This is a genomic window from Serratia sp. TSO36, from assembly GCF_057808395.1.
This window is the reverse complement of the sequence record NZ_JBJZOU010000009.1, coordinates 200,038-213,159: the sequence shown is the minus strand read 5'-3', so window position 1 is coordinate 213,159 and position 13,122 is coordinate 200,038. Positions and strand designations below refer to the sequence as shown.

Genomic DNA, 13,122 nt, shown 5'->3' with positions numbered 1-13,122 from the left:
GTGCGTGATATACTGCGCCGCTATTTTTCAGGTATCCGCTGAAAACCCCGGAAACCTTAGCTGGCCGGGCAGTCACCAGTTAGCTGGCTTTCAGCGGCAGCCTGCCGAAACCATTATCCGGTTACGCTGCGGCGCGCACATTTTGCCCGCCGCAGCCGACTGAACAGAACACACCCGAGGGGGAACCTTTGCAAGGTAAAGCGCTCCAAGATTTCGTCATCGATAAAATCGATGATCTGAAAGGCCAAGACATTATCGCTCTGGACGTCCAGGGCAAATCCAGCATCACCGATTGCATGATCATCTGCACCGGTACCTCGACTCGCCACGTGATGTCGATCGCCAGCCACGTGGTGCAGGAATCCCGTGCCGCGGGCATGGAGCTGTACGGCATGAAAGGCCAGGAAGCCTCCGACTGGATCGTGGTCGATCTGGGCGAAGTGATCGTGCACGTGATGCAGGAAGAGAGCCGTCGCCTGTACGAGCTGGAAAAACTCTGGAGCTAAGCGGTGAAACTGCAATTGGTGGCGGTCGGCACCAAAATGCCAGACTGGGTGCAAACCGGCTTTATGGATTACCTGCACCGCTTTCCCAAAGATATGCCGTTTGAGCTGACCGAGATCCCGGCGGGCAAACGCGGCAAAAACGCCGACATCAAGCGCATTCTGGACAAGGAAGGCGAACAGATGCTGGCGGCGGTGGGCAAAGGCAACCGCATCGTTACGCTGGACATCCCAGGCACGCCGTGGGAAACGCCGCAGCTGGCGCAGCAGCTTGAACGCTGGAAGCAGGATGGCCGCAACGTCAGCTTGCTGATCGGCGGCCCGGAAGGGCTGGCGCCCGCCTGCAAAGCCGCTGCCGAGCAGAGCTGGTCACTGTCTCCGCTGACGCTGCCGCATCCTTTGGTGCGCGTCCTGGTGGCCGAAAGCCTCTACCGCGCCTGGAGTATTACTACAAATCATCCTTACCACCGGGAATAGCCGGTGGTGACCGTGACAGAGTGAAATAAAGCAGCGGGATGAAAATAGAACGTAACCCTTTTCGCGACTATACGGCTGAATCCGCCCTGTTTGTACGCCGCGCCCTGGTGGCGTTTCTGGGCATCCTGGTGCTGTCCGGCATCCTGATCGCCAACCTGTATAATCTGCAAGTGCTCCGCGTCGAGGATTACCGCACCCGCTCCAACGAAAACCGCATCAAGCTGGTGCCCATCGCGCCCAGCCGCGGCATTATCTACGATCGCAACGGCACCCCGCTGGCGCTCAACCGCACCATTTATCAGCTGGAGCTGATGCCGGAGAAGGTCGACGATCTCAAGGCCACGCTGCAGGCGCTGCGCACGGTGGTCGATCTGACCGACGACGACATCACCAATTTCGAAAAAGAGCGCAAGCGTTCGCGCCGCTTCGTCTCCATTCCGGTGAAAACCGCGCTGACCGAGGTGCAGGTCGCCCGCTTTGCGGTCAATCAGTTCCGCTTCCCCGGCGTGGAAGTGAAAGGTTACCAGCGCCGCTACTATCCTTACGGCTCCGCCCTCACCCACGTCACCGGCTACGTGTCGAAGATCAACGACCGCGACGTCGAACGCCTGGACAAAGACGGCAAACTGGCCAACTACGCCGCCACCCACGATATCGGCAAACTGGGCATCGAACGCTATTACGAAGACACGCTGCACGGCAAAACCGGTTACGAAGAGGTTGAAGTCAACAACCGCGGCCGGGTAATCCGCCAATTGCACGAGCAGCCGCCTTCCGCCGGTCAGGACGTCTACCTGACGCTCGATCTTGAGCTGCAGCGCTACATCGAGCAGTTGCTGGTGGGCAGCCGCGCCGCGGTGGTGGTGAGCGACCCGCGCACCGGCGCCATCCTGGCGATGGTGTCCAACCCGAGCTACGATCCGAACCTGTTCGTGGACGGCATTTCCAGCAAGGATTATCAGGGGTTGCTGAACGATCCGAATCGCCCGCTGATCAACCGCGCCACGCAGGGGGTTTACCCGCCCGCGTCGACGGTGAAACCTTATATCGCAGTGTCGGCACTCAGCGCCGGCGTGATCACCAAGAACACCGTGGTGTTCGATCCCGGCTGGTGGCAGCTGCCCGGCTCGGAAAAACGCTTCCGCGACTGGAAAAAATGGGGCCACGGCCGGCTGAACGTCACCAAGGCGCTGGAAGAGTCCGCGGATACCTACTTCTATCAGGTCGCCTATGACATGGGGATCGATCGGCTGTCGAGCTGGCTGACCAAATTCGGTTACGGCCAGTACACCGGCATCGATCTGGCCGAAGAGCGTTCCGGCCTGATGCCGACGCGCGAATGGAAGCTGAAACGCTATAAAAAACCGTGGTATCAGGGCGACACCATTCCGGTGGGCATCGGCCAGGGCTACTGGACCGCCACGCCGATCCAGATGGCCAAGGCGCTGAACACCCTGATCAACGACGGCACCGTCAAAACGCCGCACCTGCTGCAGAGCACCCGCGTCAACGGCGCGCTGGTGCCGTTCAAACAGGAAGAGAGCACGCAGATCGGCGATATTCACTCCGGCTTCTGGGAAATCGCCAAAGACGGCATGTACGGGGTGGCCAACCGTCCGAACGGGACGGCGCGCAAGTACTTTGCGGACGCACCTTATAAAGCCGCGGCGAAATCGGGTACCGCACAGGTATTCGGCTACGAAACCTACAACGCCCACAAACTGGCGGAGCACCTGCGCGATCACAAGCTGATGACCGCCTTCGCGCCGTTCAACAACCCGACGGTGTCGGTCGCCATCATTCTGGAAAACGGCGGCTCCGGTCCGGCGGTGGGCACCATCACCCGCCAGATCCTCGACCATATCATGCTGGGCGACAACAATACACAATTGCCAAGCGAGGCCCCGCTGCCGCCTGGCGTAGAAGGTGACTAAGGTAGAACATGACTGAAAGCCAACAAAAAGGCTCGATCTGGACCAAAATTCACATCGACCCGACGTTCCTGCTGCTGATCCTGGCCCTGCTGGTCTACAGCGCCTTCGTGATGTGGAGCGCCAGCGGCCAGGACATCGGCATGATGGAGCGCAAGATCGGGCAGATCGTCATGGGGCTGATCGTGATGGCCGTCATGGCGCAAATCCCGCCGCGCGTGTACGAAAGCTGGGCGCCCTATCTGTATATTTTCTGCGTGATTTTGCTGATCCTGGTAGACGCCTTTGGGCAGATCAGTAAAGGCGCGCAGCGCTGGCTGGATCTGGGCGTGGTGCGCTTCCAGCCGTCGGAAATCGCCAAGATCGCCGTGCCGCTGATGGTGGCGCGCTTTATGAACCGCGACGTCTGCCCGCCTTCGCTGAAAAACACCGCCATCGCGCTGGTGCTGATCTTCCTGCCGACGCTGCTGGTGGCCGCACAGCCGGATCTGGGCACTTCGATCCTGATCGCCGCCTCCGGGTTGTTCGTGCTGTTCCTGTCGGGCATGAGCTGGAAACTGATCGCCGTCGCCGCCGTCGCACTGGCGGCCTTTATCCCGGTGCTGTGGTTCTTCCTGATGCACGGTTATCAACGCGACCGCGTGATGATGCTGCTCGATCCGGAAAGCGACCCGCTCGGCGCCGGCTACCACATCATTCAGTCGAAGATCGCCATCGGCTCCGGCGGCCTGTCCGGCAAGGGCTGGCTGCACGGCACCCAGTCGCAGCTGGAGTTCCTGCCGGAGCGCCATACCGACTTTATCTTCGCCGTGTTGGCCGAAGAGCTGGGGCTGATCGGGGTATTGGTGCTGCTGGCGCTCTACCTGCTGGTGATCATTCGCGGGCTGATGATCGCCGCCAAGGCGCAAACCACCTTCGGCCGCGTGATGGTTGGCGGCTTGATGCTGATTTTGTTCGTTTATGTCTTTGTTAACATCGGTATGGTCAGTGGCATTTTGCCGGTAGTTGGCGTACCTTTGCCTCTGGTCAGTTACGGGGGTTCGGCGCTGATAGTGTTGATGGCCGGTTTCGGCATCATCATGTCGATCCACACGCATCGGAAAATGCTGTCTAAAAGTTTATAAGAGGTGAGTAATGCGTAAGGAATGGCTTTGGATCGGCGTCGCGGCAGTGTTGCTCTCCGCCTGTACCGCCCCGACCACGGAACAGCAGGCGCCACAGCAGCCGTACAACGGCCCGGTGGTGGAAATCGGTGGCGTCGAGCCTCAATATGAACCCTATAACCCTAACAACATGCAGGATTATAAGGTTAATGGCGATACTTACCGCATCGTAAAAGATCCGCAGAACTTCTCGCAGACCGGCCTGGCGTCCTGGTATGGCGAAGAGGCCAACGGCAACACCACGGCGCTGGGCGAGCAGTTCGATCCCAACGGCCTGACCGCGGCGCACCCAACGCTGCCAATCCCAAGCTATGTGCGCGTCACCAACCTGGCCAACGGCCGTCAGCTGGTGGTGCGCGTCAACGATCGCGGGCCATACACCAAGGGCCGCATCATCGATCTGTCGAAAGCCGCCGCCGACCGCCTCAACCTGTCCAACAACACCAAGGTCAAAGTCGATTTCATCAACGTGGCGCCGGACGGCACGTTGAGCGGCCCGGGCACCATCGGCACCATCGTGGCGAAACAGAGCTACGCCCTGCCGGCACGCCCGGATCTCGGCTCCAGCGGCATGGGCACTCCAATCCAGCAGGATGTGCCGGTCGCCGGCGGCGCGGCGGTGCGCCCGATCGATAACAGCACCCTGCGCACCGACGATGGCGCTCCGGCAAACGCCGGCAACGGCCGCAGCGGTTTCCTCGGCGCGCCAAGCGCAGTACCGGCCGGCGTACTGGAAGGTTCCGAACCTGAAGCCGCCGCCGTGGCCGCTCCGGTTGCGGCCGGCGCTGCGGCGGCCGGCATGGCGGCCGCTTCTTCCTCCGGCGGTTACGTGGTGCAGGTCGGTGCGCTGAGCAGCGCCGAACGCGCTCAGAGCTGGCAGCAAAGCCTGAGCCAACAGTTTGGCGTACCGGGCAAAGTGGCGGCCAACGGCAGCGTTTATCGCGTCCAGCTCGGCCCGTTCAGCAGCCGTCAGCAGGCCACCCAGCTGCAGCAACGCCTGGCCAGCGAAGCGCAACAACAGTCTTTCGTTACTGCTGCACCCTAAGCGTTATGCCCGGCGGGCATTCGCGGCTGATAAGCGGTTATTTAGCTGAAACATTTTCTTGCAGCTAAAAGGTCTTTAACCGCAATTAGTCAGATGAATGGGTAATGCCTGCCGGGATCGCATCTGCTATAGTGTGGCTCGTTTTTTAACTTTACTTTCACGGATGTTGTAGTCCCGATCATGAAACAAGTAACTTCTTTTCGCTTAATCAAAAGCATCGCACTCGGCACCGTTATCGCAATGAGCGCAGCCTCCGTTGCACATGCCGATGACGTTAACATCAAAACCATGATCCCAGGTGTCCCGCAGATCGATGCGGAAGCGTACATCCTGATTGATTACAACTCCGGCAAGGTGCTGGCCGAGATGAACGCCGACGCGCGTCGCGATCCGGCCAGCCTGACCAAAATGATGACCAGCTACGTCATCGGCCAGGCGCTGAAAGCGGGTAAAATCGGCCAGGACGATCTGGTGACTGTCGGTCAGGACGCCTGGGCGACCGGCAACCCGGTGTTCAAAGGCTCCTCGCTGATGTTCCTGAAGCCAGGCGATCGCGTGCCGGTCTCCAAACTGACCCGCGGCATCAACCTGCAATCCGGTAACGACGCCTGCGTGGCGATGGCCGACTACGTCGCCGGCAGCCAGGACGCGTTCGTTAACCTGATGAACACCTACGTCAGCAAGCTGGGCCTGCAGAACACCCACTTCCAGACGGTACACGGCCTGGATGCCCAGGGCCAGTACAGCTCGGCGCGCGACATGGCGCTGATCGGCCAGGCGCTGATCCGCGACGTGCCGGACGAGTACGCGATTTACAAAGAAAAAGAGTTCACCTTCAACAATATCCGCCAGATGAACCGCAACGGTCTGCTGTGGGATAACAGCCTGAACGTCGACGGCATCAAAACCGGCCACACCGACGCGGCGGGTTACAACCTGGTGGCTTCGGCGACCGAAGGCCAGATGCGCCTGATCTCCGCCGTGATGGGCGGCCGCACCTACAAAGGCCGCGAAGCCGAGAGCAAGAAACTGCTGACCTGGGGCTTCCGCTTCTTCGAAACCGTGGCGCCGCTGAAGGTCGGTAAAGAGTTTGCTTCCGAGCCGGTCTGGTTCGGCGATGCCGACCGCGTTGAGCTGGGCGTGGACAAAGACGTCTACCTGACCATCCCGCGCGGCCGCATGAAAGATCTGAAGGCCAGCTACGTGCTGAACACGCCGGAAATTCACGCGCCGCTGGCGAAAAACCAGGTGGTCGGCAGCATCAACTTCCAGCTGGACGGTAAAACCATCGACCAGCGTCCGCTGGTGGTGATGAACGAAGTGAAAGAAGGCGGTTTCTTCAGCCGCATCGTGGACTACATCAAACTGATGTTCCACCACTGGTTCGGTTAACGGTTGAAACGGGCGAAATTGGCCCCATATAGTGAATAACACTAACTCCCGCCCCGGCGGGAGTTATACTTTATAGATTAGCTAGCACTCTGGAGCGCACGCACATGCAAAAAACTAAACTGAACGAACTGCTCGAATTCCCTTGCCCGTTTACCTACAAGGTGATGGGCCTGGCGCAGCCTGAGCTGGTTGACCAGGTAGTTGAAGTGGTGCAGCGCCATGCGCCGGGCGACTACAACCCGCAGGTCAAGCCGAGCAGCAAAGGCAACTACCACTCGGTCTCCATCACCATCAACGCCACTCACATCGAGCAGGTCGAAACCCTGTACGAAGAGTTGGGCAACATTGAAATTGTTCGCATGGTGCTGTAATTCCAGCATAAACCCCTGCTTATCAACCCGGGACGGCGCAGCGTCTTCCCGGGTTGCGCATTTTTGGTCAGCGAAAGGCTGGCCGCAGACCGGAGCGCCCGGTATAATGGCTTTACCACTTCTGTAACCTGACGATGACTCTTTTGCAACCAGACAAGATCATTTTGCGTCAGCTGGGGTTGCAGCCCTACGCGCCTGTATCCCAAGCCATGCATAACTTCACCGACAGTCGTACCGAGACCACGCCGGACGAGCTGTGGCTGGTGCAGCATCACCCGGTGTTCACCCAGGGCCAGGCCGGCAAAGCCGAGCATGTGCTGATGCCCGGCGATATCCCGGTGATTCAGAGCGATCGCGGCGGCCAGGTGACCTACCACGGGCCGGGCCAGCAGGTGATGTACGTAATGGTCGACCTGAAACGCAACAAGGTCGGCGTACGCCAATTGGTCACGGCGATAGAAGATACGGTTATCAATACCCTCGCCCACTTCCGCCTCGAATCGCGCGCCCGTCCGGATGCGCCGGGCGTGTACGTGGGGGAGCAGAAAATCTGTTCGTTGGGTTTGCGGATCCGCAAAGGCAGCTCATTCCACGGCCTGGCCCTGAATGTGGCGATGGATCTCAGCCCCTTCCAACGCATCAACCCTTGCGGTTACGCCGGCATGCAAATGACGCAGGTCAGCGCGCTGGCGCCCGGCGTTGGCATTGAAGACATACACCCAATCCTGGTACAGGAATTTGTTCATTTACTCGGCTACCAGACGGTCGAGCTTCGTAACTGGAACCTGCACGATTATGAGTAAACCAATTCAGATGGAACGCGGCGTCAAATACCGCGATGCTGACAAAATGGCGCTGATCCCGGTCAAAACGGTGGTCACCGAACGGCAGGAGCTGTTGCGTAAACCCGAGTGGATGAAGATCAAACTGCCTGCCGACTCAACGCGCATTCAGGGCATCAAAGCCGCCATGCGTAAAAACGGCCTGCACTCCGTCTGTGAAGAAGCCTCGTGCCCTAACCTGTCCGAGTGTTTCAACCACGGCACCGCCACCTTCATGATCCTCGGTGCTATCTGCACCCGTCGCTGTCCGTTCTGCGACGTGGCCCACGGCCGCCCGATCGCGCCGGACGCCAACGAGCCGGAAAAGCTGGCGCAAACCATCGCCGACATGGCGCTGCGCTACGTGGTAATCACCTCAGTTGACCGTGACGATCTGCGCGACGGCGGTGCTCAGCACTTTGCCGACTGCATCTCGGCCATCCGCGCCAAGAGCCCGAACATCAAAATTGAAACGCTGGTGCCGGACTTCCGCGGCCGTATGGATCGCGCGCTGGAGATCCTCACCGCCACGCCGCCGGACGTGTTTAACCACAACTTGGAAAACGTGCCGCGCGTATATCGCCAGGTGCGCCCGGGCGCCAACTACGAGTGGTCGCTGAAGCTGCTGGAGCGCTTTAAAGAGGCGCACCCGGATATCCCGACCAAATCCGGCCTGATGGTCGGCCTGGGTGAAACCAACGCGGAAATCGTCGAAGTGATGCGCGACCTGCGCCGCCACGGCGTGACCATGCTGACGCTGGGCCAGTACCTGCAGCCGAGCCGCCACCACCTGCCGGTGCAGCGCTACGTCAGCCCGGCCGAGTTCGACGAGATGAAAGAAGAAGCGATGGCGATGGGCTTCACCCACGCCGCCTGCGGCCCGTTCGTGCGTTCGTCTTACCACGCCGATCTGCAGGCCAAAGGGATGGAAGTGAAATAACGCGTAATAGTTTGTTACGCTAAAGACGGCGGAAACGCCAAAAAACGGATGTCCGCAAGGCATCCGTTTTTTATTGCGCGCCACCAGGCGGGGTTAAACGTCTTTCTTTTCGACGCTCTGCTGAGCGGACTGGCTTTCGGCGGCGTTGTTGCCGGCGGCCGGCGGCGTGCTGTCGTCGCCCACGGCTTTTTTAAAGCCTTTCAGCGCCGCGCCAAGATCGGCGCCGAGCGTGCGCAGTTTGCTGGTGCCGAACAGTAAAATCACCAATACCGCAATCACCAGAAGTTTGGTAATACTGATACCTTCCATACTCACCTTCTTATCATAGAGCGCTGCGTGAACAGCGAGAAAAACTGACCTTGCCTGCGAATATTTAGCGACTTTCCCCCCGCTCGCACAACCGCAACATGTAACAGAGTGAGATCCGTCGCAGGAATGCCACGCGGCCCCGCGGCATGAATCCCAGACTATTCTTAGTTTATCACCCGCATGATACGCTGCCGTGATACTTATCAGGGAGAGGCCGGATGTATATTGCTCCACCCATTTTCGATGCCCGAAAATCCGGCCTCAGCTTCGCCAAACGCACCTATCTGCCCCGCGTCGCCGGCCTGGGGCTCGGCTTTATTTGCGTTTGCGCCGCCCTCTATCCCTTGGCTCCGCCCACAGCGGTCTGGCTATTGCTGGCCTTTCACGGTTTTCTCTGGCCGCATCTCGCCTACCGCCTGGCCCGCCGCGCCAAAGATCCGTTCAAAGCCGAGATCCGCAATCTGCTGATTGACTCCGCCTTCGGCGGCTTCTGGGCCGCGATGATGGCGTTCAACGCGCTGCCGGCGATTGTCATCTTGTCGATGATGAGCATGAACAACATCGCTTCGGCCGGTAAAGCACTGTTTGTCAAAGGCTTGGCGATTCAATTGGCTGCGGCGGCGCTGACCGGCGCGCTGCTCGGCTTCCCGTTCCACCCGCACAGCACGCCGCTGCAGATCTATCTGTGCCTGCCGATGATCTACCTGTACCCAACGCTGCTCGGCCTGGTGACCTACCGCACCGCCAAGCGGCTGGCGGAAAAAAAACAGGAGCTGCAGCGCATCAGCACCCGCGATGGGCTGACCGGCTTGTACAACCGCCGCCATTGGGAGCATCTGCTGCATCGTCAGTTCGACAGCTGCCGCCGCTACCAGGACAACGCCACGTTGATCCTGATGGATATCGATCGTTTCAAAACCATCAACGATACTTTCGGCCATGCGCTGGGGGATGAGGCCCTGGCGGCGCTGGCGGAAGAGCTGCTGATTGGCTTGCGCAACGTGGATATCGTCGGGCGCTACGGCGGCGACGAATTTGGCGCGGTGCTGCCGAACACCAGCGCTGAACAGGCGGAAACCGTCCTGCGGCGCATCCAGCAGCGGCTGGACGCCGTTATCTTCAAAGAGGCGCCACAGCTGCGGCTGCAGATCAGCGCCGGCATCGCCAACTACCACCCCGCGCTGGGCGGTTATCTGGACTGGCTGAAAGCGGCCGACGGCGCGCTTTACCGGGCGAAGCAAAATGGCCGCAACCGGCTGGAAACGGCGCCGCCGACGGGCGACTAACTGACTGGTTTAATAACTTGGCAAAATACTTCGGCGCTTCGACAAAGCCTTCACGCTGGTAAAACGCATGCGCCCGCTCGCTTTCCACCGCCACCAGCTGCGCCTCGGTGCCGGGATAATCCAGCGCCGTCATTAATTCGGCGATCGCGCAGGCGCGCCGTTCTGATTTCCATGGGGTGACCTCGCAGATTGTCGATACTACAAAATAGGCGGCGTTAGGTGTAACATCCATCCGGTGCGGCGAAAAAGGCCGTGCGGCACGCTGGAGATGACATTCCTCCCTAACCGCCTTCACAGGCTGATGATGTCTACGTAACCTCTCGGAGAGAGGCGCGTAGCGTTACGCCTGTCCCTTTCCGAGCCCCGTGAATTTCTCTGATTGAAAGGGAGTTGCCCCATGTTGAGCTCTTTACTGGCCGTATTTATCGGCGGCGGCGTCGGCAGCGTTTTGCGCTGGGCGGTAAGCATGAAAATGAATCCGCTGAACGCCCACATTCCGCTCGGTACGCTGATGGTCAATCTGATCGGCGGTTTTATCATCGGCCTGGCGATGGCGATTTTCACCCGCATGACGTATCTGGATCCCACCTGGAAATTGCTGATCACCACCGGGTTCTGCGGCGGCCTGACCACCTTCTCCACCTTTTCGCTGGAGGTGGTATACCTGATGCAGGATGGCCGCTTCGGCTGGGCGCTGGCCAACATGCTGCTCAACCTGGCCGGCTCGCTGGCGATGACGCTGCTGGCTTTCATGCTGGTGATGTGGGTCAACGGGCGCTAAGCCCTTAATGTTTCCTTAATCTTGCATGCGCATAATCTCATCCAGTACTCCTGACTGGATGAGAAACCGCTATGTTTAGCCTGCCGAAAACCGCCGCCGAAGCGATTGCCGTTGCGTTGTGCGTGCTGATCGTCGCCGCCTTTATCAAATCCTACCTGTTCGCTTAAGCGCTTTTTGCCGCATCACGCGTTCATGTTGCGTCTTTCCCGCCGGTTACACTACAATTGAGAATGAACGTTCACACCCAGAAATGTGAACCCGGCTCACGCGTAGCAAAGGATCGGGCAGATGCTCTCCCCCAACGACAGTAAACAGGCCAAGGTGCAGGCTCGCCGCGATCAGATCGTCGAAGCGGCGAAAACCAGCTTCCGCCGCCACGGCTTCCACGCCGCCAGCATGGCGGAGATCGCCCAGGGCTCGCAGCTCAGCGTCGGGCAAATCTATCGCTATTTCGCCAATAAAGACGCGATTATCGAAGAGATCGTCAACCGCATCATCGCCAGCAAGATGCAGCGGCTGGAAAACCTTGGCGATCACATCAACCTGATCGCCGGCACGCTGGCGGCGCGCACGCTGTTTCAGCAGCCGGGCGAGAGCGAAACCGACCACATGCTGATGCTGGAAGTGACCGCCGAGGCCACGCGCAACCCGGCGGTGGCCAAAATGCTCAGCGATGCGGAAGCGCGACTGTTTCACCACGTGTGCCACAATCTGCAGCGGCTGTATCCCCATTTCAGCGCGGAAGAGATCGCCGCACGGGTGGAGTTTATCGCCGTCATGAGCGAAGGCACCGGTTACCGCATCCTTACCACGCAAAAAGCCGATGCGTCCCTGCTGCGCGATCTGTATCAGCAGGCCATTTCTCACCTGTTCAGGAAACGCTAATCTCCCATGACCAAACACTTAGCCAGACAACGTCTGGTGTACGCCGTCGTGCTTGGCCTGTTGGCCGCGCTGGGGCCGCTGTGCACCGATCTCTATCTGCCCGCCCTGCCGGAAATGGCGGGCGAACTGAATACCTCTACCGCCGCCGCGCAGCTCAGCCTGACCGCCGGGCTGCTCGGCCTGGGCGTCGGCCAGCTGATTTTCGGCCCTTACAGCGACAAGCTAGGCCGCATGCGCCCGCTGTTGCTGTCGCTGATCCTGCTGCTGGGCGCTTCGCTGTGGTGCGCCCTCGCGCCCACCATCGACCAGTTGCTGATCGCCCGTCTGCTGCAGGGCATCGCCGGCGCCGGTGGCGCGGTGATTTCTCGCGCCATCGCCCGCGATCTGTACGCCGGCCATGAGCTGACCCGCTTCTTCGCCCTGCTGATGCTGGTCAACGGCCTGGCGCCGATCGTCGCGCCGGTGCTGGGCGGCGTGATGCTGCAGGTGATGAACTGGCGCGGCATCTTCGGCGTGCTGGCGGCCATCGCCGTGCTGCTGTTCAGCCTGTCGGCGCTGAAGCTGCGCGAATCCCTGCCGGTAGAACGCCGCAGCCAGGGCGGTATCCTGGCGATGCTGATGTCGCTGGGCGGGTTGTTGACCCAGCGCTATTTCATGGGCCTGTGCCTGACGCAAGGCTTCGTGATGGCCGGCATGTTCGCCTATATCGGCGCCTCGCCTTTCGTCTTACAGCAGATTTACGGCCTCAGCCCGCAGATGTTCAGCCTGTGCTTCGCCATTAACGGCGTCGGGCTGATCATTGCGGCGCAGCTGGCCAGCCGCCTCAGTTCGCGTTGGGGGGAGCGCCGGGTGTTGAGGGGCGGGTTAACGCTGGCGGCCGTCGCGTCGCTGTTGCTGCTGTTGGCCGCTGCGCTGCATGCGCCGCTGGTGTTGTTGCTGGTGCCGCTGTTCTTCTCGGTGGCGGTGATCGGCATCGTCGGCCCGACCGCCTCTTCGCTGGCCATGCAAAGCCAGGGAGACAAAGCGGGCAGCGCCTCGGCCTTGATCGGCGTGTGCATGTTCGCCCTCGGCGCCTGCGCCGTGCCGCTCACCGGGCTGGGCGGCACCTCGGGCCTATCGATGGCGCTGACCATCGTCGGCTGTTACGCCGTCGCCATCCTGCTGTTCAGCCTGTTGGCCCGCCGCAGCGAGGCATAACGCGCCCAATAAAAAACCCGC

14 protein-coding genes and 1 riboswitch are annotated in these 13,122 nt (G+C 60.3%); of the genes, 13 read left to right on the top strand and 1 reads right to left on the bottom strand.

Translation table 11 applies throughout. The annotated features are described in order from the left end of the window. Positions 1-188 precede the first annotated feature (188 nt). The 9 genes from rsfS (at position 189) to lipA (ending at position 8,643) form a co-directional block, all read left to right on the top strand. Positions 189-506, top strand: a complete 318-nt coding sequence (rsfS, locus tag ACK3CV_RS06320) for a ribosome silencing factor (RefSeq protein ID WP_016928774.1) — start codon at positions 189-191, stop codon at positions 504-506. Between the two features lie 3 nt (positions 507-509). Continuing rightward, on the top strand, positions 510-980 hold the full coding sequence (gene rlmH, locus ACK3CV_RS06315; RefSeq protein WP_004940002.1) for a 23S rRNA (pseudouridine(1915)-N(3))-methyltransferase RlmH: 471 nt from the start codon (positions 510-512) through the stop codon (positions 978-980). A 38-nt stretch (positions 981-1,018) separates the two neighbouring features. Beyond that, positions 1,019-2,914: a peptidoglycan DD-transpeptidase MrdA gene (gene mrdA / locus ACK3CV_RS06310; protein ID WP_033637428.1), complete on the top strand. Its 1,896-nt coding sequence runs from the start codon at positions 1,019-1,021 to the stop codon at positions 2,912-2,914. A gap of 8 nt (positions 2,915-2,922) precedes the next feature. Continuing rightward, on the top strand, positions 2,923-4,035 hold the full coding sequence (gene mrdB, locus ACK3CV_RS06305; protein WP_004940006.1) for a peptidoglycan glycosyltransferase MrdB: 1,113 nt from the start codon (positions 2,923-2,925) through the stop codon (positions 4,033-4,035). 10 nt (positions 4,036-4,045) lie between these two features. Continuing rightward, complete coding sequence (gene rlpA / locus ACK3CV_RS06300) at positions 4,046-5,119, top strand: endolytic peptidoglycan transglycosylase RlpA (RefSeq protein WP_164038722.1); 1,074 nt, start codon at positions 4,046-4,048, stop codon at positions 5,117-5,119. A 180-nt stretch (positions 5,120-5,299) separates the two neighbouring features. Next, positions 5,300-6,511, top strand: a complete 1,212-nt coding sequence (gene dacA / locus ACK3CV_RS06295) for a D-alanyl-D-alanine carboxypeptidase DacA (protein ID WP_033637426.1) — start codon at positions 5,300-5,302, stop codon at positions 6,509-6,511. 104 nt (positions 6,512-6,615) lie between these two features. Then, complete coding sequence (ybeD, locus tag ACK3CV_RS06290; protein ID WP_033637425.1) at positions 6,616-6,882, top strand: DUF493 family protein YbeD; 267 nt, start codon at positions 6,616-6,618, stop codon at positions 6,880-6,882. Between the two features lie 134 nt (positions 6,883-7,016). After that, positions 7,017-7,685 (top strand): lipoyl(octanoyl) transferase LipB, encoded by a 669-nt coding sequence (gene lipB, locus ACK3CV_RS06285; protein WP_033637424.1) that lies wholly within the window; start codon positions 7,017-7,019, stop codon positions 7,683-7,685. Continuing rightward, positions 7,678-8,643, top strand: coding sequence for a lipoyl synthase (lipA, locus tag ACK3CV_RS06280; protein ID WP_025301835.1), 966 nt, complete (start codon positions 7,678-7,680; stop codon positions 8,641-8,643). Before lipB ends, lipA begins: the two co-directional genes overlap by 8 nt. A gap of 93 nt (positions 8,644-8,736) precedes the next feature. Here lipA and tatA read toward each other — a convergent pair whose 3' ends face one another. Next, complete coding sequence (gene tatA, locus ACK3CV_RS06275) at positions 8,737-8,952, bottom strand: Sec-independent protein translocase subunit TatA (RefSeq protein ID WP_004940019.1); 216 nt, start codon at positions 8,950-8,952, stop codon at positions 8,737-8,739. Between the two features lie 218 nt (positions 8,953-9,170). Between tatA and ACK3CV_RS06270 the strand changes: the two genes are divergently transcribed. From ACK3CV_RS06270 to ACK3CV_RS06255, 4 genes are all read left to right on the top strand, one after another. Continuing rightward, on the top strand, positions 9,171-10,238 hold the full coding sequence (locus ACK3CV_RS06270; protein ID WP_164038725.1) for a diguanylate cyclase: 1,068 nt from the start codon (positions 9,171-9,173) through the stop codon (positions 10,236-10,238). Positions 10,239-10,493: 255 nt separating this feature from the next. Then, positions 10,494-10,556: riboswitch (Fluoride riboswitch) on the top strand. Positions 10,557-10,635: 79 nt separating this feature from the next. Next, complete coding sequence (gene crcB, locus ACK3CV_RS06265) at positions 10,636-11,019, top strand: fluoride efflux transporter CrcB (RefSeq protein WP_086579494.1); 384 nt, start codon at positions 10,636-10,638, stop codon at positions 11,017-11,019. Between the two features lie 288 nt (positions 11,020-11,307). Further along, entirely contained in the window at positions 11,308-11,904 is a 597-nt protein-coding gene (locus ACK3CV_RS06260; protein WP_086579495.1) for a TetR/AcrR family transcriptional regulator, read from the top strand. A gap of 6 nt (positions 11,905-11,910) precedes the next feature. Further along, complete coding sequence (locus ACK3CV_RS06255) at positions 11,911-13,101, top strand: multidrug effflux MFS transporter (protein WP_164038728.1); 1,191 nt, start codon at positions 11,911-11,913, stop codon at positions 13,099-13,101. Positions 13,102-13,122: the final 21 nt, after the last annotated feature.

Coding starts and splice junctions, on each gene's coding strand:
- tatA (WP_004940019.1), bottom strand. CDS start 8,952: ATGGAAGGTATCAGTATTACCAAACTTCTGGTGATTGCGGTATTGGTG.
- dacA (WP_033637426.1), top strand. CDS start 5,300: ATGAAACAAGTAACTTCTTTTCGCTTAATCAAAAGCATCGCACTCGGC.
- lipB (WP_033637424.1), top strand. CDS start 7,017: ATGACTCTTTTGCAACCAGACAAGATCATTTTGCGTCAGCTGGGGTTG.
- mrdA (WP_033637428.1), top strand. CDS start 1,019: ATGAAAATAGAACGTAACCCTTTTCGCGACTATACGGCTGAATCCGCC.
- lipA (WP_025301835.1), top strand. CDS start 7,678: ATGAGTAAACCAATTCAGATGGAACGCGGCGTCAAATACCGCGATGCT.
- ACK3CV_RS06270 (WP_164038725.1), top strand. CDS start 9,171: ATGTATATTGCTCCACCCATTTTCGATGCCCGAAAATCCGGCCTCAGC.
- mrdB (WP_004940006.1), top strand. CDS start 2,923: ATGACTGAAAGCCAACAAAAAGGCTCGATCTGGACCAAAATTCACATC.
- rlpA (WP_164038722.1), top strand. CDS start 4,046: ATGCGTAAGGAATGGCTTTGGATCGGCGTCGCGGCAGTGTTGCTCTCC.
- ACK3CV_RS06260 (WP_086579495.1), top strand. CDS start 11,308: ATGCTCTCCCCCAACGACAGTAAACAGGCCAAGGTGCAGGCTCGCCGC.
- ybeD (WP_033637425.1), top strand. CDS start 6,616: ATGCAAAAAACTAAACTGAACGAACTGCTCGAATTCCCTTGCCCGTTT.
- crcB (WP_086579494.1), top strand. CDS start 10,636: ATGTTGAGCTCTTTACTGGCCGTATTTATCGGCGGCGGCGTCGGCAGC.
- ACK3CV_RS06255 (WP_164038728.1), top strand. CDS start 11,911: ATGACCAAACACTTAGCCAGACAACGTCTGGTGTACGCCGTCGTGCTT.